We start from the raw sequence: 24366 nt of genomic DNA on the forward strand, positions 1-24366 counted from the left end.
TTTTAGTATCAGCAACAGCTCATAACCTTATCTTTTTTTAATCATTTAATAAATAGCCCAAACTAGAAATACTAATTTTGTGTGATATTCTCACTAACAATTAAATATGGTCAAGTATGATGTAGCTTCAATGATTTTAACATCTTTCATCTCATACAATTTTTTAGTATCTGACTGATATTTACTCTTAACCATCTTATCGGTACCAGATTCATATAATTGATTTTCTTTCCTACTTGCTTCACTCTTATTAAATTTCATGAAATAGTTGACCCATCCTTGAATAATGGGATTCAGAATATTCAACAAACGAATGTGCGAAAATAAAGCCGATGAAATAAACACCCAATCGATTTCCAAAGGAATAACCCCAAAACTTAAAACTACTTTCTTCATTTGACTGATTATTCTACAATAAACAATTTTGCTTTTTTCTGGATAATTTTCAAGAAAATATTCTTTTATTCTCTTTGCCAATTCTTTCCTAAGATGAATCACTTGTTTCTTCATTGCACAATGAATCAAGTCATCATCTGCATATCTCATCCATAGATTTTTTGGAAATATCATTCTCATCTATAAATCAAATACATAGTGTATATACATTAGTTAAGATGGGACTTATCCCCCTCCTTGAGATGTTCCAGAATCCATTCTTCACTTTCATTCAGCTCTATAACACACACATCTAACACTTTTTCTTATTGCCTTTTCTATAATATACGCTCAATACTGCAATTTTTGATTATAACACTTATAAATGGGTTATAGCATATACTTACATACCGACTATAGAAACCTACTTTCATTCTTTGAAAAAATTATTTTTAAAATACCTTTTCCCTCTCAATTTCCTCGCATTTAGGACACCCTATGTGCTAAACTTTTATCTTTATTAAACAAAAAACTAGGCTAGAATGAGGTTCATTCTGACCTAGTTTTAATTTTACACATCCCAAAAGTAAAAAATCATTAAAATATGATAGTCTTGCTTCAATAGAAATATAGTCAAAATCCTATTTTTCTATCTAATAAACAAAAACATTTAAAAGTGTTAATTATCATTTTAAAAAATTTAAAAAACTTGTTCCATTTTCTGTTGCCGGTACCGCAAAGTTTTCTGCAATTGTTGCTGAAATATCGGCATAATGGCCTTGGGGTAGTTGGCCTTGTCCTTTAAATTGTTTGCTGTAAACCAATAATGGTACATATTCTCTTGTATGATCAGTCCCAGTAAAGGTTGGATCATTTCCGTGATCGGCTGTGATCATTAATAAATCATCGTCAGCCATGGCATCCAGAATCTCTGGGATTCTTAAATCGAAATCTTCAATGGCATGAGCATAACCGACAACATCCCGGCGATGGCCGTAAAGCGCATCGAAATCAACTAAATTAGTAAAACTTAGACCGGTAAAGTCTTGCTTCATCACATTCAATAGCTGATCCACACCATCCATATTGCTCTTTGTTCTTACTGAATCAGTGATTCCTTGACCATTGAAGATGTCATTGATCTTTCCGACAGCGATGACGTCTTTGCCAACATTTTTCAACGAATCCAACACTGTGTGTCCAAAAGGATCCAGTGCATAGTCATGCCGGTTGCTTGTCCGGGTGAAGTTTCCTGGTTCACCAACATAAGGGCGAGCAATGATGCGGCCGATCATATATGGTTCATCTTTGGTAATATCACGCACATATTGGCAAATGCGGTACAATTCTTCCAACGGAATGATTTCTTCATGAGCTGCAATTTGCAAGACTGGATCGGCAGACGTATAAACGATCAAATCGCCTGTTTTCATTTGGTGTTCACCGTAATCATCAATGACTGCTGTACCGGAATAAGGTTTGTTGCAGACGATTTTACGTCCAGAAAATTCTTCGATTTGTTGCAGCAATTCTTGAGGAAATCCGTCAGGAAACACACGAAACGGTTTTTGAATATTCAAACCCATGATTTCCCAGTGTCCAGTCATGGTATCTTTTCCGACAGAGATTTCTTCTAGTTTCGTTGCATAGCCGTCATGGTCTGCTACATTTTTGACACCATCCAGCGGTCGGATCGTACCAAGACCTAACTGTTCCAAATGAGGAATCGTCAATCCAGCTTCTTTGGCGATATGTCCTAATGTATCAGAACCAACGTCACCAAATTTTTCTGCATCGGGCGCTTCACCGATACCTACAGAATCCATTACGATCAAATGTACACGTTTAAACATCTCAATTTCTCCTAACTTACACACAAATATAAACTAATTTTATCTAGAAATAACTATCCGTTAAGATATCCTTCTTTAAAAAATATCATTCGACAAGACAGGATAATACAATCTCTGATGCAGCTTTATGAATACGTTGGTAATCTTCATCATTTGCCCATCTTTCATTTTTTCTACTCACATGAACAACAAGACAATTCGCAACAGGGATGTTATATAGACTTCCTAAAAGGAATAGTACTGCCGTTTCCATCTCACAATTTAGAATATTTCTATCTGTCCAGTAGTCCATATACTCTTTTTTTACACTTAAAGCAGTAGAAATATTAGGTGTTCTACCCTGCCCAAAGTAATAAGTTTCTGAAGTCAGTCCAATCCCGGTATGTGTCTTAAAACCTGCTTGTTCGGCTTTATTAATAATTGCAAAAGTTAAAAGAGGATTTGCTACAGCAGGATAGTTATCAGAAACATAGGCACCTAACATTCCTGTTGTTCTTGCCATACCATTATTAATAATTAGATCACCAGGTGCAATTCCATCTACCCAAGCACCACATCCTCCGCAACGAACAATTTTTTTTGCTCCATTTTCAATTAATTCAGTTACTGCAATTTCAGTGGATCCTGAACCAATTCCTGTGGAACAAATTGATACCAAATGGTTTTTCCACAAACCAGAAACAACAACAAATTCTCTGCTATCAACTAATTTCTTTTTGTCACGCCAATCTTGAGAAATTAACTCAACTCTTCCAGGATCCCCCACAATTATGGTTGCTTCTCCAAGGTCCCCATATTTAAGACCTTTCAAATGTATACTCATTGATTTTCTCCCTTCTTCATTTTTAATGATAATACAGACAGTAATGACACAATATATAGAACTGACAAAAATAGCATGGCAATAGTCAAAGAATAGTTATCTAAGAAGAAACCAATGAAAACTGATGAGAATCCACCCACCGCTCTTCCAATGTTAAAAATAATATTATTTGCGGTTGCTCTAATATGGGATGGATAAAGGTTTCCGACTATTGCACCATATCCTGCATTCATACCATTGCAGAAGAATCCCACTGCAGCTCCACCTATTAAAATTGCCGTACCTGAGTCAGCAAAAGAATAGATAAAGACAGCAATTGCTGAAGCAATCAAAAACAAAGAGTAAGCGAATTTTGCTCCAACTTTATCCATAATTTGACCAAAAAAAAGCATGCCAACAGACATTCCAACAATTGTAACAATCATCCAATAAGATGATCCCGATACAGTTAACCCTACTTTATTCTGTAAAATAGAAGGCAACCAGTTCATTAATCCAAAGTAACCCGCTACTTGTGCGATAGCCATAATTGTTAGACGGATGGTCACAGAGGCTCTTCCTTCTATAAACAGATCTTTAATTGAGGGCTTGACTTGTGTTTCCAGCACCTCTTTTTTCCATTCTTCTGGTTCTTCTAGTTTAAAATGCGCGTAGATTGCTAAAAAAATCGGTAAAGTACCAAAAACAAAGAGTGCACGCCAACCAAATGCTGGGATAATAATAGCTGCAGCAATTGCTGCTACAATACTTCCTATTTGACCAGAGATTGTTACATAAGAGTTGATACGACCTCGTTTATCACTTGAAAAGCTGTCAGCGATCATAGACATAATAACTCCATATTCTCCACCACCTCCAACGCCAACTAAAAATCGAAATAAGTAGACAAGATAAATATTATTAGCAAAAGCCATTGCTCCTGTAGCTATTGAAAAGATAGCTACAGTAATTACAAAAACTCTCACGCGCCCCCTTCTATCAGCTAAGGTGCCAAATATAATTCCTCCTACAAGCATTCCAATATTAGTGATTGTTGAAATAAATCCTCCGGCCGCTCCATTTATTCCAAAATCAGAAATCATAGTTGCTAGCACAAAAGACAACAACATTGTACTCATGCTTTGCAAACCTAAACCACTCATAGAACTAAAAAGAACTTTTTTCTGCTCTTTAGTTATTTTTGAATCATTTGAGAATTCCATAAAAAACCTCCATAATACTTAGTTTAGATGAAGCGCTATCAACGCTAACAGTGTATCATCTTTTTTTTATTAATTATATTGGACTTAATACTAAAAAAATAAGCACTTTTTTGTATAAAAGTCCAAAAAAAAATATCTTTTAAACGATACCATTGCATGTATCCACATATAGTATATAATGGGTCTTGATTTATTACTGAAGAACTCAATTATTTTGTATGAGGTGGATAAAGTGATTACATTAAATCAACTAATGAGCCAAGTAAAATTGCCTATCCAGATAATCAATGCTCCTGTGGAATTTAATAATGCAATCAAATCTATCACAATCATGGAATCACCTGAAGTGAAAAAATGGCTTCAAGGTGGTGAATTCATTCTAACTAGCTCTAAAACATTTACAACTGATTTTGAAACACAAGTACAGTTATTAAAAGATTTAGTTACACTAAAAGCAGTCGGATTAGCAGTAAAAATATCTAATAATCATTTCTATTTTTCTGAAACAGCTTTAGCCTATGCTAAAAAAGAAAACTTCCCTATATTTACAATTCCTGACAATGTAACATATCTAACAATCATGGATCAAGTCAATTACATTTTATTTACAGAAAGAGAAAACACTTTTTTAAAAGAAAATTTGGCAAAATACCTATTAACTACCCAAATCAAATCGGCTTCTTTAAAACAACTTGAACATTTAGCAAAATTGAGTGATCATACAAAAGTAACCGTTTTACATGTGGGTCCTAATATTGATTGGTTTCAGACATCACCAATGATTTCTCAGAAACCAAATTATTGGAAAAATATACAACAATTATTATTATTATTAATTCAACGACTAGATAATTTAGTCGAGAAAAATCAATTAACAGATTATCTTTATACAAATGATATTAATTCAATTAGCATTATTCTCATTTCTGAAAATAAGACAGATAAAAAAGAATTACTCTCTGCAGTAGAGAATGTAAATCAGAATTATCTTTCAGCAATAAAAGATGATTTAATTGTCTATTATGGATTAAGCGATAACGTTTCTGTATATAATATTGTTGAAGGATATAGACAAGCTATATTTGCCCATAAAATAAATCAATTTATTTGTGCAGATTCTCCTATCCTAATATACTCCACTGTGGAGTTTTATGATGTGATGAATAGCCTTTCAGATACAGAAATTGCAAACCATCTGATGAATCACCTGAAACCGATTGCTGATAACAAGCTGCTTATGGCAACACTGCAAACATTTTTTAGAAATAATGAACAGTTAATGAAAACAAGTGAAGAATTATTTATCCACATAAATACGTTGAGATATCGTTTGAAAAAAATTAAAGTATTGACAGGTTTAGATTATAATAACACAAGTGATAAATTGAAAATGTTTTTAGGAATCGTACATTTTGAATTAAATAAAATGAAATAAAAAGCCTTCCTATGTAGATCACCAAACTTGCATTATAATTCTTTAAATGCTTTCATATTAAGTCTTATTTATACCTGACATGGTTAAAATATTCATTTTAAAGCTACATACTACACACGCTCTGTTGTTTTAGGATTATAAAACTACTTCCAGTCTTCAGAAGAAAACTTTTGCCAATATCAATACCTAATTTTTATTACAAGCCATTTTCTTTTCAAATCGGAAAGACGCACCAGCTTATATTAGACACAAATTCGTTTAAAGAATTGCAACATACGACTTATAAATAATCAAATTCATCAGGAAAAACACTATTTCAAATACAATATAAACTTCAACAAGAAATAGTAAAGTTTACCGCTCTACTAAAAATGGTTATAGGAAAATGATTAATACCAAATAAAAATAACAATGATTTATAGAGTTAACTAATAAAAAACAGAAAATTATCATTTAACTCTATTAATAATAAGGAGAAAAAATGCAAAATCTATTAATAAACGTTAAAAACCTAGAAAAAACATTTATCACAAATGCTAATGAAAGGATAACAGCTTTAAAAAACATAAATTTAACAGTAAGTGAAGGGGAATTTATTTCCTTAATAGGGCCAAGTGGCTGTGGGAAATCAACACTTCTTCGTATTATTAGTGGATTAGAGACATATGATTCTGGAGAATTAACATTTACTTTGGAAAACAAAAATAATGGTTTCGTTTTTCAAGATTCTGTTTTATTTCCATGGAAAACAGTTTATCAAAACGTTATTTTCCCTTTGGAAATAAAAAAACAAAAAAATGCTAGAAGCTTAGCTCAGGTTGATGATTTAATCAAAATGGTTGGTTTAGAAAAGTTTCGTAATGCTTTACCAAAAGAACTTTCTGGGGGAATGAAACAAAGAGCTTCTATTGCGCGCTCTCTCTCATATGATCCAACAGTGCTAATGATGGATGAGCCTTTTGGTGCTTTAGATGCTATGACACGTGATACATTAAACCTCGAACTATCACGAATTTGGAGTGAATCTGGAAAAACTATACTATTTGTTACACATGATATAGATGAGGCAGTTTTTCTATCAACTAAGGTTGTTATAATGAGTGCTCGACCTGGAACAATTAAAGAAGTTATTCCAATCGACTTGGATAAGCAACGTGATTTAAAAATTCGAGGTTCAGATCAATTTATTAAATATAGCAATTATTTAAGAGGGGAGTTAGAACATTGAAGCCCAAAAAAAATACTCATATATCTGATCCTTTGATATCCATTTTATTGCTGATGATCGTTTGGCAGTTATATATTAGTAAAGAAGATGTTCCAGCGTTTATACTCCCATCTCCCCTAGATGTTTTGAAAGAGATTATGAATCAGGTAATCAGTGGAAATATTTGGTTTCATATATTTGTAACAGGATTCGAGACAATCATTGGGTTTCTAATGGCTTCATTATTTGGGCTAATTGTAGGATACTTTATTTATAAAAACGAAACCATTAGATTAATGCTGATGCCTTTCTTAATATTTTTCCAAGCAGCTCCTAAAATTGCTCTAGTCCCCATATTTATCATTTGGTTTGGCTTAGGATTATTTTCTAAGCTATTTGTTGTCTTTTCAATGGTGTTTTTCCCGATTGTTATTGGAATGATCGATGGTATGAATGCTATCCCAAAAGACATGTATAATTTGATGAAAATATTAAATGCTGATCGTTCGCAAGTGCTCAAAAGCCTAGAAATTCCATATGCTCTTCCTTCCATTTTTGCTGCTTTGAAAGTAGGAATCGTCCAAGCAATTATTGGTGCTACAGTTGCTGAATGGATGTCTGGTCAAAACGGATTAGGATACATCCAAACGTATGCATCTTCAACTTTTAATACTCCCTTATTAATTGCGGGAATTTTCTTTACAATAATTTTAGGTCTACTTTTCTATGCTATTATCGAACACTTTGAAGCTTATTTCTTATCCTGGAATAAATCGGGGGATCAAAAATGAAAAAAAATTTATTAATAATTTTTTGGGGGCTATGTTTATTATTTAGTTTAAGTAGCTGTAAAAATAAAGAAGTATCTATTGAACATACAAGCACTGGTTTGGCTAAAGTTTCCATTCAAATTGATGGTGCTGCAACCCCATATTATGCTCCATTGTACTTAGCTAAAGAAAAAGGTTGGTTTGAAGAAGAAGGTTTAGACGTAGAATTCTATTATGCCTCTGCTTCGGAAATTGTGAAAAATGTTGCTGCTAACAACGTAGAATTTGGTTTTCCAAACTCTGATCCCGTTGTCATTGGACGATCAAATGGAGTTCCAGTTAAAATTATTCATACTACTTATCAAGAAGGTCTCGGATCCATTATTTACAAAAAGAATTCTACTATTCGTAAGCCTGAAGATTTACAAGGGAAAACAATTGGTATTACCTCCTATGGAAGTCCTAACTTTATTCAGTTGCAAGTCATATTAGAGCAGGTAGGACTATCATTAGACGATGTTTCTATCAAAATAATTGGTACAGGAGCTATCGTAAATTCTCTTGTTTCCGACCAAGTAGATGCCATTAGTTTTTCAATGTTAAGAGCTTACGATTTACAAGAACAAGGCCTAACTGTTGGAGAGTTTCGCTCTGAAAACTACATGCCTACACAAGGAAATGTCGTAATCACAAGTGATAAATTCCTGAAAAAAAATTTAGATCTATGTCAAAAATTCGTGAAGGCATTGAATCGATCACTAGCTTTTCTCGTAGATGGGCACTTAAGTACTGGTATTGAAACCGCGATCGCTGACTACGCTCCTTCTGCGAAAGGGTCTGAAAAAAAAATAAAAAAAGTTATGGAGAATGAATTTGTCCCAAAACTCTGGCAAAGTAAAAATACATTCAGTTATGGTTTCGGGTATTCTGATATTTCTCGATATAACAACTATATCGACTTATTGTGCGAATATAATTTAATCTCAGATAAATATGACGCAAAGCAATTAGTCGTGAATCTTGATGAGGGAGAGAAAAAGTAATGAAATCAAAAAATATTATATACCCTTCTTTACTCTTTACTCTTATTATTATTATTTGGGAATTATCTGTGAGAATTAGCAATGTTCCGAACTACATTTTGCCATCACCCACAAAATTAACTAGTTTTTTTCTAACCTATATATCTGGTGAATTACTAATAAATGCATGGGTTACTCTACAAGAAATTTTTATTGGAACATTTTTTGGAATTATTTTAGGTGTTTTTTTAGGATACTTAATTGTTAAAATAAAGTTAATTGAACGGCTGCTGATGCCCTTAATTTTAATTATCCAAATAGCACCTAAAATTTCTTTAGCTCCTTTATTCATATTGTGGTTCGGACTAGGTATCCAATCTAAGATTGCTTTAGTTATTTTAGTTGTTTCATTTCCAATTATGGTCAACCAATACACAGCTTTTAAACAAATTGATATTCGTTATATCGAATTATTAAAAATATTAAAAGCAAGTAAGTTTCAAAAATTTATTAGTTTGGAATTACCATTTGCTTTTTCTGCAATTATATCGGGAATTAAAGTCTCCGTGACACAAGCCATTACTGCTGCGGTTATAGGCGAAATGATGGGGGCCAAGTCAGGCTTAGGTTACCTTTTAACATATGGAAATGAAATGTATGATATAAACATTATACTTTCATCAGTTATTACTTTATCAATTATAGGGTTGGTCCTTTACTATATGGCTACTTATATAGAGAAAAAAGTTTTATATTGGAGATAGATGATTAATACTATTATCAAAATAAAATATCAAATACACTTAATAAAAATTTTTAAGACAGCTTATCTTTATCTGAAACTCTATACTCCAAATAGTGAAAAAATAAGTGAATTATATGAACGATTTCAATTATAATAAATTCTATTTTTTATTTAAACTAATCCTTTAGACCAAAATCTTTTATTTCCATACCTATATTTAAAATCCGCACATTTTTCATGGATTAAAGTTGTGATTCAGCTTTTAAATAGTTCATAAAACTGGAAACACTTATTTTTGAATTCTCACTAAATATAGATGTAATCAAGCATAACGTGTGCTTCTATAATTTCGACATCTTTCATTTCGTACAATTTTCTTACTATCTAGCCAATACTTACTCTTGGATTTCCATAAATCACTTTTCACAGATGCTTTGAAACAAAAATTATGTGATACTTATAATCCTATTTAGTTAAACATAAAAAACTCCTATCGATCTAATATGCAGTTTGTAACTACTTATCAGTAATTAGTATATCGAAAGGAGTTTTTTTCGCTAAAGCTACTTCATCCTCTAGTAGAAACTCGCGTTTTTTCATACACTACGCGAACAAAACTGATTAAAATCATTAAACTAAAATTAATGTTGATGAAAAATTAAATTCCATTTTCCATCAACATTAATTAATTTGACTATATAAAAATATTATATATTTGTTATCAATGTAATCTACTTATAAATACTTATTTTTAAATATTAAACCTATAAAAGATAGCAATAGAAGAAAGCTACCACCTAACATTAAAACATATTGTTCAGATTCTCCTGTTTTTGGTAACTTTTTGTTCTCCTGTTTATCTTCAGATATTTTTTGAACTGCTTTAGTCACTCTAGGAGTAACATCAGTCTTTTGTTCTAGTTGTCTTTCATCTTTTTTATCCATTAGTTTTGAAGTATCCCCAATGTTTCCATTTAATGGCTCTTTATGAATTCCAGTACTATTAGAATTTTCAGGCTCTTTTTGTGGTATTACGGTTAATGCTGCTGAAACAATATCAGTTGAACCATCTGGATACGTAAAAGTAATACTAATTGGTGCTTTGTCGTATTCAACATCTGTCATTGGTTTTCCATAAGTCCACTTAACGGTTGTCCCTTGTGGTAATTGATCGATTGCTTCGGCATTCTGAATAAAATCTAAGGGCTGAATCGGATCACCAATTGATACTGTCACTTCTTTCCCTTTCGGATTATATTGTTGCGCTTGAGAAGTAGACTTCATTAATGTATTTTGTGCAATAATTAATTCTTTTTTCATTGCCTCTACTTCTTTAAACATTTCTAATAGATTATTGAATAATACATTTCCTAATGACATTTTTTTTGCCTTATCTAATAATGATTGAGCCCGATCTTTTACTTCTTCATAGGTTGAAATACTTGTTGGTGCTTTATCACTTGTTTTTACAGCTGTTTTAAGTGCAGTTTCTAGTTGTGATAAAAGAGTATTATATCTGTTTACTTCTTCAGCTGTAGCTTGTCGTTCAACAAACCCCTCCTTTGCAGAAATAATTGCAGTTTTTTGTGTTTCAACGTCAGCCAGTGCCTTTTTAATCTCCTCTAATGTAGCATTAGAACTATTTACAATCGCTTTTCCTTCTTTATATGGTTCATAAGCATTTGATACAGCATTCGCATACACTGTTTTTGATTCTTCTGTATAAGGAAAAGTATTTGGATTTTCTTGGATTAATATAAGCAAGTCATTTAAAGCAACTGTCAATTTTTGTTTTTCTGTGACTAGTTCAGATTCCTGCTCTTTTCCAGTAGTCGCATTATTAGGTGTTACCACAGAAACAGTGACTTCTGTAATACTACCATCCGGATACTGAACTTGAACAGGAAAATTATAGTCTCCATCATTTTTAATCATCAAAGGAAGTCTTTGTTCATATTCTTTAAGAACAGATTTAATAACAGGTACTTGACCAAATGCTGTTGTCTGAACAGCATTTAAGATCTCGAACTTATTAACTGATTCTCCCTTATTTTTTGTAATCTTTGTGGTAGTCACTTGATAAAGATCTTTTTGTTGTTGTGTCTCTTGTGCAAATACAATGTTCATGTGTGTAGTAGGCAATATAATTCCAGCAGATAAACATGTAACGCATAAAAGACATGTACTTACTCTTCTAAATACATTTTTCATAAACTATTTTCCTTTCCAAATAAAAAATAAAGATAAAAATTTTGCACTTTGTTTCTAGCTAAAGAACAGCGTTTTCATCTCGATAATAAGATACAAATTTATGTATTATTTGTAAATACTTTTATAAAAAATTTCTTACAATATTATTCTCATGAATATGCGCATAAAAAATAACTCGATTCCTGCAAAAACTGTTGAAAACATTGAACCTATCAAAATTATTTTGTCTACTTCAGACGTTAAATTGTGAATCATATCAGATATATTTGATCACCATTATTCGTACCTTGAAAAAGTTTAAAAGCTATTTACTAAAAAGGTCTCTATAAGGATTCTTCTAAAAATATTAATAGTTGACAAACTTCTTCCGTACACTTCCATAGTACGTGAAATGGGCTTTACTTGTGCAGATGACAAAACACGTGGATTAATTGAGAGCTTTCTAAAAATAAATTACCTCGATAAACTAAAGCATACGTTACATTCAATTCAATTTTTGAATATCTAGAAAATTAGAAGAATAAATTGTCTGCGATTCCCTCATTTACGATTAATCCCTTGATATAAATATATTTTACCGTGTTTCCATTTTTTGTAGGTGTGTTAGAAGAACATTCTTCCTGATTAATTTTAAGAATATTTTCTTTCGTTTTTTTCAATATTTTACAATCAAGTCTCTTTATTAATCTTGACAAACGAATGTAAAGAATCGTTACGAATATCCAAAAAGAAAATTTATCAGTAAATATCCACCCGTTTTCACGGGTGGATATTTACTGATTGCTTAAAATGATAATAAAACAACTTCTTTCACTACTTTTTTCTCGCTTGAAGTGTTAAGCCTGATAATTGCTTTTGCATTGTTGGTCTTAGCTATCAAAGATGACAAGCATAAAAAATAAACCATCTTTCGCTTTGACCAGCAAGATGGTTTAAGTAAAACTATTAATCTGCCACCGTCTTTTTAACGGTTCTACACTGGACGTGTTTACAACACGTCCTTTCTCTATGTCTATTATAACATATTTCATTTTTGTTGCCCGCCTAAACGGCGGTGGCGGTTGGAGTGTGGCGGGTAACAAAAACTTTTCATCTACTCTCTCATGGCTTACTTGCTAATTTCCATAATATAAACGGGTACAAAAAACTGATAGCTAATACAAAATTAACTAGAACAAAAACTAACCTTACATGCTTATTCTCTAAATAACAGCTGGCTAGAATGCCTACAATCCCTACAGGAAAACTAAATAATAGTATTGTAACATCAATATTTGCCATAGTAAAAAATAAAGTATTGAGAATAATATTGACAATAATAGTCCCTATAGCTGTATACTTCAATAGTTTCATATGCTTCACAACCTATTCATTAAGAGAAATACAAAATAGCAGCGTTAGCTACTGTTTTTGCCCAAGTTCCTTTTATTGTCCCATTACGTAAACCTGTTTTAAGATTTGCAACAAACTCTTTATCACATTGCTTATTTCCCCATCCTCTTGCCCCATAACACACATCATGATACATGCAATACTTATCTAGTTGATCTTTTGGATTTCCTGCATTGTTAAAATCTGTACCTGGACCACAATAATTCCCGTATATCGGAATACTGATAGCCCGTACAACTCTTTGTTTTCCTTGTGTAGTATTATCATCAAGTTTTGCTAATAAATTATAGGTGTTTCCTATTTCCAAAATAAATCCTGATTCTCCATATTGTTCAGCTTTGCTAACATCAAAATAAGTATTTTCATTTTCGTTATATAAATATTTTTGTAAGCTCTCAATATTGACTTCTGTTTCTACAAGATTTTCATCAGCATAGCCTTTTATAGCACTTCCCAAAAATATACTTAACATCACTATTAACCCTATTACTAAACAAAAACTCTTTGAACCCCTTGGTACTCGTACTTCCATACTATCGCCAACTTTCTATATTATATTTATTGTTATATTTTACTATCAACAAGAATAATTGATCCCATTTAAAAATAGTCTCAGACTATAGACAAAGTCCATTTTATGGATGATGTCTACATTCTGAAATCTAACTCTTTATTGGTTTAGTTTTTTCTTTATCTGTTCTGTCAGTAAATAACCGTTAGAACAAATAGCAAACAATATTATCCAATATACAATATTGGATAATTGGAATTGCGTAAGAACAATCAATATAAGTATTAAAAATATATTCGTTAATTGTGTAAAAAATAGGACTTTTTTCTCAAAAGAATTCATGACATTCACCTCGTATCATTCTGTTGCTAACATTGTAAAAATATTAGCTGAAACTTATCTATCATCTAGTAAAAGCATACTTTATACTATTTAAGATAATTGTTTGTTTACATAATACCATGGGCAATTTTAATGAATTTACTTATGATGGAATATTTTCCATTCTTATATCAGTTTTTGACATGAAAAAAAAGGAAAAATGCTATCGTTATGTAGCTTTTCCTACGAATTTAACTATTCTGTAAAATACGTGCCATTTATCTGTGAAAAATTATGACATTTAAATAGAAAAATGACACCTTGTCAATCGAAAAAAATACTCTTTAGTGTTTCTGATCGTTTTTCTTTTTTATTTGTTCCTTCATCCAATTACCTTCCACGACTGTTCCCCACGCTGCTAAACCTATCAAAATAAGCACAAATGAGATTACTAAGATATCTTTCATGGTTTTGCCTACTTTCTTATGTCTTCCGTTATTGTGATTTCTCTTTTGTTAACGACAAGCTTCATATTCCTTTTTTATTTCTACATTTAGTAATAACCAAATAAGTACTGGCGAACAACAATAAGATTCCACCTACGTAAAGCATAAAGGTACCCAAAGGGTAATTGATAGCAACATCAAGTTGTATTTTTTTATCTCTTCTTTAGTTAATGTATTAAAATCTTGAATGGGAATTAAAATAGTTTGTAAAAATATCCTATTACAACTATTGGAAAACTACTCAACAACAAACCTTTTGCGATTTTCTTTTTCATGCTAATCCTCATTTCAATTTAATTTATATATAATTTGATACTTTTATTATAAACTGTTGCTCAAACGGATGAGTCAAATGAAAATTTGTCAATTATTCAATAAAGAACCTCCTTATAATCTCTAAAAAGTTCATTTTGAACAATTTATTTAAATATTGTATAATTAAATTATTAAAATAAGCCTTTATAAGGAGTGTTTCATATGAAAAAAATTTTCAGCGTTGCTTTGTTGTGTTTTTCATTATCGGCTGTTGCTTTATCTTCAGTATCAACAAGTCTGCCATTAGGAACTGCTGTTGTATATGCTCAAGATGATGGACTAGGTACATGGGCAGAATTTGCTTTTAATCAAATACCAAACGCAAAAATTAGAAAGCAAGCCCGAACAAAATATTACTCTTTACAACGAACACACAATCAATGTGTAGCTAGAGCCTTTTTAAGTGGAGTAGCATTTCAAGGCCTTTCAATTCAAGCTGCTATACAAGGAGCTTACAATTCCTTATCTTGTAAGTAATTTTCATAATACATGTGTTATAAAAAACACTAGTGGGAGCGGTGAACGTTCTCACTGGTGTTTTAAATAAAATATTATATATAAATAACTATCCGTTCAGTCTATTTATCTATGAAATTATGGTTCTAATTAGACTTCCCTTTTTTTAACATCAGAAGAGTCATTATTGTCGGACCGACTATAGGGATTAAATTAATTAGAACAATCCATCTAGATAATTTTAAGTCATTTAATCTTCTGATTTGAAATACCCACAACATAAGGTTAAGTAAAGTAAATAATGAAAATAAAATCAAGTGTAGTAAACTTGTATATTTAAAATAGAAACTTTGTTGGATCAATGATATACCAGTCGTTAGCCTTGATATTACTTCTAGAGTAAAGCCAATAACAAATGCCACTAAAAATATTTGCCAATATTTCGCTCTAGAAGTTGTTCCTTTCCATTTTGTAATATTTGATATTATATAATTAAAAATAGATATCATATCCTCACTCCATATCAGATTTAATTGTATAATTATTGTAACATAGATATACTAATTTTTGGTGTTTGTTATTTTCTATTCATTTGTTATTACTTTTTAATTGGATTTCATAATCCACATTGGAGTAATTAATATATAGAAGAATAATATCCAAGAACTGTTCTACTACTTCATAAACCTGTTTTTTAATAAACAATGATTTATTTGTGAATTTATGGATATAAAGAGACAATAATACACTTCAATTATGATTATAAAAAGGGTGTTCAGAAAATGATCATTTTCTGAACACTTTTTTTAACAATTTCATTATGCACATTCTATTTTTTTGAAATCTAATTTGCTCAACATATCTGGCCGTCAAGAAACGTTTATATAATTAAATCGGCAAATAGACCAACAAGGTATACTCTGGTGTCCCACAATAAATAAAGGAAGTGCCCTTGTTCAAAAGGCTACTTCCTTTATTTTTATTTTGCTTTAAATTTCGAGTCATCATTTATAAGCGAACGTAAGAGATAATAGACACCTAGAAATAGAAAGAAAAATAAAGGTAATACACGGAGTAAAACAAATGGAGTTTCAAAAATAAATGCTTTCCAAAACCACATACCCTTCATTTCCCATAAACCTTGAGTGAAATACCATGATTTAATGTTTAAAATATTATTTAAACTCCATGAATTACTGCTAGAAAAAATATAAAAATACAATAAAAATATAGATCCATATGTGTAACCATATTTCACATATCTTTTCTTTACACTTTCTTGAGAATCAGTATCAGAAAATATCTCTCTTGTTACATCTGGATGTTCTTGCTGAAAGTACTGAGCGCCACCGGAACGACTGCCCTTTATTAATTTCCAACCACTATCAGAAAACAGTGTTACGTAATCTTCATAATTTGTTTTCCTCATACTTTTTTCTCTAAAATCAATGCGTACATACGGAATGAACATTTCTTTACTAGCCATTTTTTCAAAAGTATACATGGGCACCAGAGAATTAACAGAAACTAACCTATATCCCTCTTCCTGTATAGAATTGATCCATTCTTCTTCTTTTTTCAAGGATAAGAAAATTCTATATTTTTTCATGTTGTCCCCTCCTAATATCCAAATTCAGAAGATAGTTTAATCAGGCTTCTTAGACGTTCTATTTCTAGTTTTAAAACTTCTTCTCCTATATCAGTAATTTTGTAAACTCTTCTTCTTTTTTCTCTACTTGGAATTTCTTCTATCCAATTAAGCTTAAGTAAATTTTCAATCGCTCCGTACATAGTTCCAGCCGCTACCTTAACTGAGCCCTCACTTAACTTATCAATTTCTTGAATAATAGCATATCCATGAGCGGGTGTAGTTAAAACTAAAAGAATATAAAATGTTGTTTCGGTTAAAGGTAAATATGGATTTCGAGTCATATAAAGACACTCCTTATCTTACTATAGTCGAACTATATAAAGTTTTACTATATAAATCTTAACTGTATATAAAAAGAATGTCAAGAGTTAGAAAAAGGTCTTCAGGATATTTTCTGTTGTAGTCTATTTTTTATATTTAACAGATCCTAACTAGCTGAGCTGCTGAAGGAGCCATGAAACGAGCAAACAAAAAAGGATCAAAAACTTTTAAGTTTCTGACCACAATAAAATTGCTTCCGATTCTCCCTAATTTTATTGGGTAATTAGATACTAAAAAGAGGAATACCTAACAGCATTCCTCTTTCCCATAATAGAGATAATTATATATTAGTAATTCAATTTTACAATCTATTAATCGACAAAATAAGCCGTTGTTTACGATCAATTTTTTCCGAATTCTATTTAATTAAATAAAGCATATTTCTTCTTAACAATATATTACCACATTCTTTTTTCTTTCGTTACTCGTTTAACTAATTTAGTTCGAGCTTTATTTGAATAAAAGAAACTATCATATTTATAGAATTGATATCCTTTTGTATGATATTGGTTTACTTTAACGTAAAGTGTTGGGGCATTTAAATTGCGAGCAGTCTGTATGATACCAGCTATTGTTGCAACTGTTCCAACGTATGGCATTAAAGAAAACAGCCCTAACGCGATAGATTGTAAATTACCTTGTGTGGTCGTATCATAATATGTTGTCTGAAAGTAGATCCATTTGCTTGCTGCTCTTTTTTGAATACTAGGAACTGTAGAATCGACACTTTCAACTGGTGAGGGAATTTCTAATTTATTGTCTACATAAATATTGCCTGCCTCATCTCTAGATACTTCCTTAGTCTCTCCGTCATTCATCTTCAGCGAAGCGCTATCATCATTATTAATAATTAAAGTAACTTTTTCTCCTGTCACATTATCACTTAATAGTAAGTTCCCTTTGTCATCTTCTAATATTTTGATATTGTCAATCGCATATTCATTTAAAGTACTCGCTGTCTCTGCATTTACCAAAGTTATTGGAGCAATAATTCCCATAACTAAAACAGACAATATAAAAGCGACAATTTTTTTCATTATTTCTCCTCTTTCCTTTTTTTATTTATGAGTCTATAAAATAAAATCCAGTTGAAAATGACCCCAATAATTAACAAAATACCTGGTATCCAAATATTTTCACCAACATTTATCTTCAAATAATATAAATACAAAATGATAGCTAAAAGACAAATATTCAATATATGCAAAGCGTTTTTCATTTCTACTCCCCCCATTCGATACAATATTATAGTTTATACATTTTTTACTTATAACAATATTTTACCACACTTTAAATATAAATAAATGTTTATTTTATTTAATAAATTAAGCTGTGTCACTCTAGTTTTAATATTATAACTCATACTTTATCTTGCTTACTTCTCACAACCATTTCTTCAAATTAAAAAAATAAAAATTTACTTTTCAATCAATCCACTCTTGGATACAAATTGCTGAAGCAATTTGTTATGAATTTGTCAATATACAGTCGTTCGCTTCGTATCATCTTCGACTACGCTCTCTTCCTTTAACGCTACGCTATATGGACAAATTCAGTCAGCTGTACCACAGCTGACACTTTATCAAATGGAACGCGGGCCACGCCCGCTTTTCCCCCACCGATCGACGATCGCTGGGTCCCCCTGCGTGTGCTACGCACACTTCTCGGCCGTCTCCAACGGCCTCTTTCCTTTCGAATGAGTCGCCTCTTCCTGAAAACTTTTCCTTTGGTTGAAACGGCAACTCTGTTGCCTGCTATCGCAGGTATTTCGCTTAAACAAGGATAAATGGCACGAGAGCTGCATCGTACTGAAGTTCGTGCAGCTCTTCGTCCTTGTTTGCGCTCCCACCTGCGATTTCTCCAACTCATCAAAGGAAAAGACATCATTCAGATAGAGACATCCTCTTTCTAAAGGAAGCCATCCTTTGAAATCAACTATTTTACAGGAGGAATAGTTATGGGATTAGATATGTGGTTACTGAAGAAGAAAGGAAATGAGTTTGAAGCAATCGGTTACTGGCGAAAAGCAAATCAAGTGCGAGAATACTTTGCTAAATTCGTTCCTGAACAGTCACATGAAAATATTGCAGAGTTAACTGTCTCTTTAGAAATGTTGGACGTCTTAGAATTAAAGATAAAAAAATGTTTAAAAAATAGAGACATTACTGTATGCCAAAATTTATTGCCAACATCGTCTGGTTTCTTTTTTGGGAGTACCGAATACGACACTTTTTATTTTGAGGATTTAGAAAATACTTTATCCATCATTCAAGAAGCCCGAAAAGAAATCAATAAAGGAAACCATGTAATCTACCACGAGTGGTGGTAAATAAAGGAGGATACAGTTATGGGATACCACACAGACTTTATCGGAACTTTTCAAATTGATCGTCCCGTCACTAAAGAAGTCGCAGACCTAATGAAAGGCTTAGCAACCACTAGAAGAATGAAAAGAAACAACACCCTGCTAATTGAAGCAGGGTACGGTGATTGTGGCATAGACGGTGAGTTTTTCTGCATCGACGACGGTCACTACGGGCAAGAAATATTCCTGGAGTCAGTAATTGACTACAACCGACCACCCGCAACTCAACCGAGTCTTTGGTGTCAATGGCTCTTAGCTGACGACAATCAAACCATTGAATGGGATATGAACGAAAAGTTTTATAGTTACGTTGAGTGGATACAATATTTGATTGACAAAATTCTTGCGCCAAACGGTTACTATGTTAATGGACAAGTAGCTTATCGTGGCGAAGAATTCACCGATTTTGGTGTCATAGAAGTCAATAACAACAAAGTTACAGACCATTATCAAAGGTTTGGTGATTTCTTTGGCTAATGATTGCGACTTCCATATGAAAATCGAAGGAGACCAACAATCCATCAAAACATTTTTGTCTCTACTGCATGTTTCTGATACTGAACTGAATAATGGATCAGTTATCGAGATTGGAGAAAACTTTTATAGAACCTATGAAGCCTGGATATATTTTTCAGACAAAACAACGCTATGGATCGAAGGCTATTGTGCGTGGAGCGTTCAAACATGTCTCATCGACGAGCACTTCGACACGAATATAAACCTTGTTACAGTATCACAAGATTTGAACCTTCAAATTACTATCAAATCAAGAGAAATTGGTTTGTGCTTCTCAGAACACTATCTCATAAAAAATGGTGAGATCATTGTCGATCAGTGCGAAGCTTATGATTACTTTTACTTCTATGACGAAGAGGGAGAGTTCATAGAAGAAGAGCGAGAAATAGAATTTGAAGCCCTTCTAAACATTGATTAAGCGAGTAAGAAGTGAGTCACTCAGAGACTCACTTCTTACTCACTTTTTGGATACAAATTGCTAGCGCAATTTGTTGTGAATTTGTCCATACACAGTCGTTCGCTACGTAACGTCTTCGACTGCGCTCTCTTCCTTCGACGCTACGCTATATGGATAAATTCAGCCAGCTGTTGCCACAGCTGACCTTTATTAAAGAGGAACGCGGGCTATGCCCGCTTTTCCCCCACCGATCGACGATCGTCGGGTCCCCCTGGCGTGTGCTGCGCACACTTTCCGGCCGTTTCCAACGGCCTCTCAGGCTATCGCCTTCGCTTTAGCGCTCCTACGTCGCGCACCGACCTTCCAGGTCTCCACCTTTCATCGATTCAATTTTTCTTTGAGAAGAACGGCGGTTCCACCGCCTTATATCATACCTTCCATTCAACCGACAAGGGTAAATGCACAACGCCTGGATCCAGCTGAAGCTGGTCCATCTGTAAGCCCTTGTCGCTCATTACAGATATGATCCATCTTCTGCATCAAAGAAAAATAAATCAAATCATTGAAAGGCAAAAACCTTTCTGAAGAAGGCGTTCTCATGCGAGACAATAAAATTCAAGGATACTTAGAACTTTCCATGCAGGCAGACACTTACTTAAGAAGCTTATCCATCAATTATTATTTAGATTTACCACTGTATAAAATGTCTCTTGTCATATCTGGCGCTCAACTAATTGATTTACTAACAAAACGGGGCTTGATTATTTCTCCAAACTGGCTTTACCAAGTTCCCTTCCACTCTTCATTTGAAGAAATTATTGAAGAAAGAATGGCTCATGACAACTACAATTCTAGCACGCATTGGTTAGACTATCTGCTTACAAAATATCTACAAGACAAAGAATCTTTTGACTCTCCCTTTACAATCGATTCCCATGAAACGTGCTTAAATTCCTTGTTGAAATTCTATACTATCGGAAAGCCAAATAGTAAGAACCTTGACGAAACCCCGTTAATCGTACTTTTTACAGCACTAAGAGCGATTATTGCCAAACGATTAATCAAAGAGAATATCAACGATATTCGACACTCTAGAAGTCCACTAAATGATATTGAAGCCTACTTTTAGAAGGGATACATGCCCTCAACGCCTATTTCAAGTGAAACACGATAACCTTTCAGATTGTATTACCATGTAATTACATGGTATACTTTCTGTATAAGGAGGAATGCTTTATGGCTTCTACAAAAACCAGAAAACAAGGAAATTCCCTTGTCATCACGATTCCTGCTAAGCTAGGACTCAAAGAAGGCGAAGAATTTCTAATCGTCAAAAAGGAAAATGGAACGGTCGCTCTCATTCCCAAAATTGAAGATTTTTTTGAATCTGCCAAAGAAGGCGAGTTTTCTCTTCCTGAATTAGTAATCGAGTATACGCCCCAGGGAGGCGAACTGAATGAACTATAAACCACGACAGCGAGACATTGTCATTCTTGATTTTGAGCCCTCAAAAGGCTATGAAGTTAGGAAACGACGTCCTGCCTTAGTTTTGAGTAAAGATACCTATAATTCTGCAACGAATCTAATCATTGTTTGCCCAATCACTACAAGTGACAAAGAACGTCCATTTCTTGTCCCTATTCACAGTGACAAGCTCAAATCAAACGATTCGAAGCCTAGCAAGGTAAACACACTTCAAGTATTCTCACTTGATTACACCCAGGCAGCCAACCGAAACGTCAAGTATGTGGATACCCTTGACGAAGAAGTATTTTTTGACATTGCACAGAGATTTCTAAAAAACTTTTCCTTTCCTATTTAACCTTTCCATTGATTGGAAAGGTTATTTTTTTGCCCGCTTTTTGGATACAAATTGCTAGCGCAATTTGTTGTGAATTTGTCCATATACAGTCGTTCGCTTCGTACCGTCTTCGACTGCGCTCTCTTCCTTTGACGCTACGCTATATGGACAAATTCAGCCAGCTGTTGCCACAGCTGACCTTTATTAAATGGAACGCAGGCTACGCCTGCTTTTCCCCCACCGATCGACGATCGCCGGGTCCCCCTGGCGTGTGCTGTGCACACTTTCCGGCCGTTTCCAACGGCCTCTCAGGCTAACGCCTTCACTTTAGCGCTCCTCCGTCGCGCCTAACCAACAGAACAGGATCTCTGCCTTCCATTTATTTTTTTCTTTTGAAAAGAACGGCGGCTCCACCGCCTTCTATCACACCTTCCATTCAACCAACAAGGATAAATGCACAACAGCTGGATCCAGCTGAAGCTGGTCCATCTGTAAGCCCTTGTTGCTCACTCCAGGTATGATCCATCTTTTCTATCAAAAGAAAAAAAAGAAAAAAAGAAAGGCAAACCCTTTCTGTAGGAGGTAAAGCTATGCCACAAATCTATTATGACGAATTTTCTCGATTGCCTAAAGACAAAATGGCACAAAAAATGGAGGATATGACATTTGCGTATAACGAAACTCGAGTGCCAAAAAAACACTATAAAAAGCTGTTGGATATGGCACAGGAAGAAATCATTGAAAGCAGTGTCGAATTAAATTTAATTGATACCTATTATCGAACAATAGAACAACTCCAAAAGGCTAACCCAAAATGGCTGTTTCAAGCTCTACTTTGTATCGATCAAGGAATCAAGCCTAATACAATAAAACCTGCCGAATATCAAGCCTTAGAGTTAACGTGGCACAAATTCAACGACGATAAAAAAGCAAAATCTCTTGATAAACAATGGTTGGACTACTTCGAATCAATAAAAGTAAACGGCGCTTTCTATTCATTCACCGAAAGAGAGGACGACTAAAAATGAACTTGAATGACTGTTTCATCCTAGAAATCATGGATAATGAACTACTTTATTCCTTAACAGATTCTCCCAATCTTGAAAAATACGAAACCGGTCATGACATTCTTGAGGTCGAAAATGAAGAATTTGCTCTCCAAGTTTGGGTAAACAAAATGTACGGTCAGGCTGAAGTCGAATGCAACTTCGGTAAAAAAGTGAATGTTAACACTCAAACCGGCGAGTATGAATTTGATATTTTGGATAGTGCAGATTTTACAAATGCTTGTAAAGAAGCCCCACCTATACCAGTTGCTTTAGGGTTCTTTCTTGCATTTTTAACACAATACGAAGGAGCATGAGGTTATGAATACAGAACAAAAACAACACTACAAAAAAGAAGCTATCAAGCGCATGAAAGAACTCGGAATTATTGACGATACGATTCAACAATTTAAACAAGGCGACTTAGTTTCCTATTCTTTACGAGGTGGAAACTACTGGTTAGACAGCGCCTTTAAGCAATTAGTGACAGAGTTTGAAGAAAAGCACGACTACCTCGTTTACTACGCTATTTTAAGCTACACAAGCATGGGCAGAATGCTTTCTCTACTCTATATTTCTAACCGAGAGGAAGAATGGTCCGGGGATTGGAAAGAACTCAAACAAGGCTTTCAAATGTCTTATGTTTTTAATTTGGATATTCCGGAATACTCAGAATTTGGGCTCATTGGTTTCCGCCCACTTTTTGGTGAACTGGTACGAACAGCATAAAAGCAAACAAGAATAGGTTTCCCTATTCTTGCCCGCTTTTTGGATACAAATTGCTGGCGCAATTTGTTGTGAATTTGTCCATATACAGTCGTTCGCTTCGTATCGTCTTCGACTGCGCTCTCTTCCTTTGACGCTGCGCTATATGGACAAATTCAGCCAGCTGTTGCCACAGCTGACCTTTATTAAATGGAACGCAGGCTACGCCTGCTTTTCCCCCCAGCGATCGACGATCGCCGGGTCCCCCTGGCGTGTGCTGCGCACACTTTCCGGCCGTTTCCAACGGCCTCTCAGGCTGACGCCTTCACTTTAGCGCTCCTACGTCGCGCACCGACCTTCCAGGTCTCCGCCTTTCATTGATTTCATTTTTCTTTGAGAAGAACGGCGGTTCCACCGCCT

At 33.6% G+C, this 24366-nt stretch carries 26 protein-coding genes; 15 read left to right on the top strand and 11 right to left on the bottom strand.

Annotated elements, in window-relative coordinates:
- Window positions 1–93: 93 nt before the first annotated feature.
- The 4 genes from IGJ28_RS17395 to IGJ28_RS17410 form a co-directional block, all read right to left on the bottom strand.
- A complete protein-coding gene (locus IGJ28_RS17395) occupies window positions 94–510 on the bottom strand; it encodes a group II intron maturase-specific domain-containing protein (protein ID WP_438845556.1) in 417 nt (138 codons plus the stop codon).
- Window positions 511–1061: 551 nt separating this feature from the next.
- Entirely contained in the window at window positions 1062–2228 is a 1167-nt protein-coding gene (deoB, locus tag IGJ28_RS17400) for a phosphopentomutase (protein ID WP_438845557.1), read from the bottom strand.
- Window positions 2229–2313: 85 nt separating this feature from the next.
- The gene (locus IGJ28_RS17405) at window positions 2314–3051 is read right to left on the bottom strand and encodes a nucleoside phosphorylase (RefSeq protein ID WP_438845558.1); all 738 of its coding nucleotides are present in this window, start codon (window positions 3049–3051) and stop codon (window positions 2314–2316) included.
- Window positions 3048–4253 (bottom strand): MFS transporter, encoded by a 1206-nt coding sequence (locus tag IGJ28_RS17410; RefSeq protein WP_103301384.1) that lies wholly within the window; start codon window positions 4251–4253, stop codon window positions 3048–3050. Before IGJ28_RS17410 ends, IGJ28_RS17405 begins: the two co-directional genes overlap by 4 nt.
- Before the next feature lie 232 nt (window positions 4254–4485).
- Here IGJ28_RS17410 and IGJ28_RS17415 point away from each other — a divergent pair, with 232 nt between their 5' ends.
- From IGJ28_RS17415 to IGJ28_RS17435, 5 genes are all read left to right on the top strand, one after another.
- Window positions 4486–5688: a PucR family transcriptional regulator gene (locus tag IGJ28_RS17415; RefSeq protein ID WP_438845559.1), complete on the top strand. Its 1203-nt coding sequence runs from the start codon at window positions 4486–4488 to the stop codon at window positions 5686–5688.
- Window positions 5689–6169: 481 nt separating this feature from the next.
- Complete coding sequence (locus IGJ28_RS17420) at window positions 6170–6916, top strand: ABC transporter ATP-binding protein (RefSeq protein ID WP_170081588.1); 747 nt, start codon at window positions 6170–6172, stop codon at window positions 6914–6916.
- On the top strand, window positions 6913–7686 hold the full coding sequence (locus IGJ28_RS17425) for an ABC transporter permease (protein ID WP_228073920.1): 774 nt from the start codon (window positions 6913–6915) through the stop codon (window positions 7684–7686). The genes IGJ28_RS17420 and IGJ28_RS17425 overlap by 4 nt, the downstream gene beginning before the upstream one ends.
- Window positions 7683–8708 (top strand): ABC transporter substrate-binding protein, encoded by a 1026-nt coding sequence (locus IGJ28_RS17430; protein ID WP_438845560.1) that lies wholly within the window; start codon window positions 7683–7685, stop codon window positions 8706–8708. The genes IGJ28_RS17425 and IGJ28_RS17430 overlap by 4 nt, the downstream gene beginning before the upstream one ends.
- On the top strand, window positions 8708–9451 hold the full coding sequence (locus IGJ28_RS17435; RefSeq protein WP_438845561.1) for an ABC transporter permease: 744 nt from the start codon (window positions 8708–8710) through the stop codon (window positions 9449–9451). The genes IGJ28_RS17430 and IGJ28_RS17435 overlap by 1 nt, the downstream gene beginning before the upstream one ends.
- 716 nt (window positions 9452–10167) lie before the next feature.
- On the opposite strand, the gene IGJ28_RS17440 is transcribed toward IGJ28_RS17435, so the two are convergent.
- The 3 genes from IGJ28_RS17440 to IGJ28_RS17450 all read right to left on the bottom strand — a co-directional run bounded on the left by IGJ28_RS17440 (window position 10168) and on the right by IGJ28_RS17450 (window position 14334).
- Entirely contained in the window at window positions 10168–11559 is a 1392-nt protein-coding gene (locus tag IGJ28_RS17440) for a Rib/alpha-like domain-containing protein (protein WP_438845562.1), read from the bottom strand.
- Between the two features lie 1456 nt (window positions 11560–13015).
- Window positions 13016–13567, bottom strand: coding sequence for a phospholipase A2 family protein (locus IGJ28_RS17445; protein WP_438845563.1), 552 nt, complete (start codon window positions 13565–13567; stop codon window positions 13016–13018).
- Between the two features lie 644 nt (window positions 13568–14211).
- On the bottom strand, window positions 14212–14334 hold the full coding sequence (locus IGJ28_RS17450) for a hypothetical protein (protein WP_255200742.1): 123 nt from the start codon (window positions 14332–14334) through the stop codon (window positions 14212–14214).
- A gap of 516 nt (window positions 14335–14850) precedes the next feature.
- On the opposite strand from IGJ28_RS17450, the gene IGJ28_RS17455 reads away from it, so the two are divergent.
- Window positions 14851–15165, top strand: coding sequence for a hypothetical protein (locus IGJ28_RS17455; RefSeq protein ID WP_103301210.1), 315 nt, complete (start codon window positions 14851–14853; stop codon window positions 15163–15165).
- A 125-nt stretch (window positions 15166–15290) separates the two neighbouring features.
- Here IGJ28_RS17455 and IGJ28_RS17460 read toward each other — a convergent pair whose 3' ends face one another.
- The 4 genes from IGJ28_RS17460 to IGJ28_RS17475 form a co-directional block, all read right to left on the bottom strand.
- Window positions 15291–15653: a DUF805 domain-containing protein gene (locus tag IGJ28_RS17460; protein WP_103301211.1), complete on the bottom strand. Its 363-nt coding sequence runs from the start codon at window positions 15651–15653 to the stop codon at window positions 15291–15293.
- Between the two features lie 470 nt (window positions 15654–16123).
- Window positions 16124–16753: a DUF2812 domain-containing protein gene (locus tag IGJ28_RS17465; RefSeq protein WP_103301212.1), complete on the bottom strand. Its 630-nt coding sequence runs from the start codon at window positions 16751–16753 to the stop codon at window positions 16124–16126.
- A gap of 11 nt (window positions 16754–16764) precedes the next feature.
- Window positions 16765–17076 carry a PadR family transcriptional regulator gene (locus IGJ28_RS17470; protein ID WP_103301213.1) on the bottom strand — a complete coding sequence of 104 codons (312 nt, stop codon included), beginning with the start codon at window positions 17074–17076 and terminating at the stop codon, window positions 16765–16767.
- Window positions 17077–17514: 438 nt separating this feature from the next.
- Window positions 17515–18153, bottom strand: a complete 639-nt coding sequence (locus IGJ28_RS17475) for a hypothetical protein (RefSeq protein ID WP_438845564.1) — start codon at window positions 18151–18153, stop codon at window positions 17515–17517.
- 920 nt (window positions 18154–19073) lie between these two features.
- Between IGJ28_RS17475 and IGJ28_RS17480 the strand changes: the two genes are divergently transcribed.
- The 9 genes from IGJ28_RS17480 (at window position 19074) to IGJ28_RS17520 (ending at window position 23970) form a co-directional block, all read left to right on the top strand.
- Window positions 19074–19445: a hypothetical protein gene (locus IGJ28_RS17480; RefSeq protein ID WP_438845565.1), complete on the top strand. Its 372-nt coding sequence runs from the start codon at window positions 19074–19076 to the stop codon at window positions 19443–19445.
- An 18-nt stretch (window positions 19446–19463) separates the two neighbouring features.
- Window positions 19464–19958, top strand: coding sequence for a hypothetical protein (locus IGJ28_RS17485; RefSeq protein WP_103301217.1), 495 nt, complete (start codon window positions 19464–19466; stop codon window positions 19956–19958).
- A gap of 16 nt (window positions 19959–19974) precedes the next feature.
- The gene (locus IGJ28_RS17490) at window positions 19975–20415 is read left to right on the top strand and encodes a hypothetical protein (protein WP_103301268.1); all 441 of its coding nucleotides are present in this window, start codon (window positions 19975–19977) and stop codon (window positions 20413–20415) included.
- Between the two features lie 577 nt (window positions 20416–20992).
- Window positions 20993–21523 (top strand): hypothetical protein, encoded by a 531-nt coding sequence (locus IGJ28_RS17495; RefSeq protein WP_438845566.1) that lies wholly within the window; start codon window positions 20993–20995, stop codon window positions 21521–21523.
- Window positions 21524–21630: 107 nt separating this feature from the next.
- Entirely contained in the window at window positions 21631–21861 is a 231-nt protein-coding gene (mazE, locus tag IGJ28_RS17500; protein ID WP_438845567.1) for a type II toxin-antitoxin system PemI/MazE family antitoxin, read from the top strand.
- On the top strand, window positions 21851–22216 hold the full coding sequence (locus tag IGJ28_RS17505) for a type II toxin-antitoxin system PemK/MazF family toxin (protein ID WP_138372245.1): 366 nt from the start codon (window positions 21851–21853) through the stop codon (window positions 22214–22216). The genes mazE and IGJ28_RS17505 overlap by 11 nt, the downstream gene beginning before the upstream one ends.
- A 569-nt stretch (window positions 22217–22785) precedes the next feature.
- Window positions 22786–23217: a hypothetical protein gene (locus IGJ28_RS17510; protein WP_217925392.1), complete on the top strand. Its 432-nt coding sequence runs from the start codon at window positions 22786–22788 to the stop codon at window positions 23215–23217.
- A 35-nt stretch (window positions 23218–23252) separates the two neighbouring features.
- Window positions 23253–23558 (top strand): hypothetical protein, encoded by a 306-nt coding sequence (locus tag IGJ28_RS17515; RefSeq protein WP_438845568.1) that lies wholly within the window; start codon window positions 23253–23255, stop codon window positions 23556–23558.
- Window positions 23559–23562: 4 nt separating this feature from the next.
- Window positions 23563–23970, top strand: coding sequence for a hypothetical protein (locus IGJ28_RS17520; RefSeq protein WP_438845569.1), 408 nt, complete (start codon window positions 23563–23565; stop codon window positions 23968–23970).
- Window positions 23971–24366 lie beyond the last annotated feature (396 nt).

This window comes from Enterococcus sp. AZ091, assembly GCF_051714805.1.
In the GTDB taxonomy this organism is placed as follows: Bacteria; Bacillota; Bacilli; order Lactobacillales; family Enterococcaceae; genus Enterococcus_D; species Enterococcus_D gallinarum.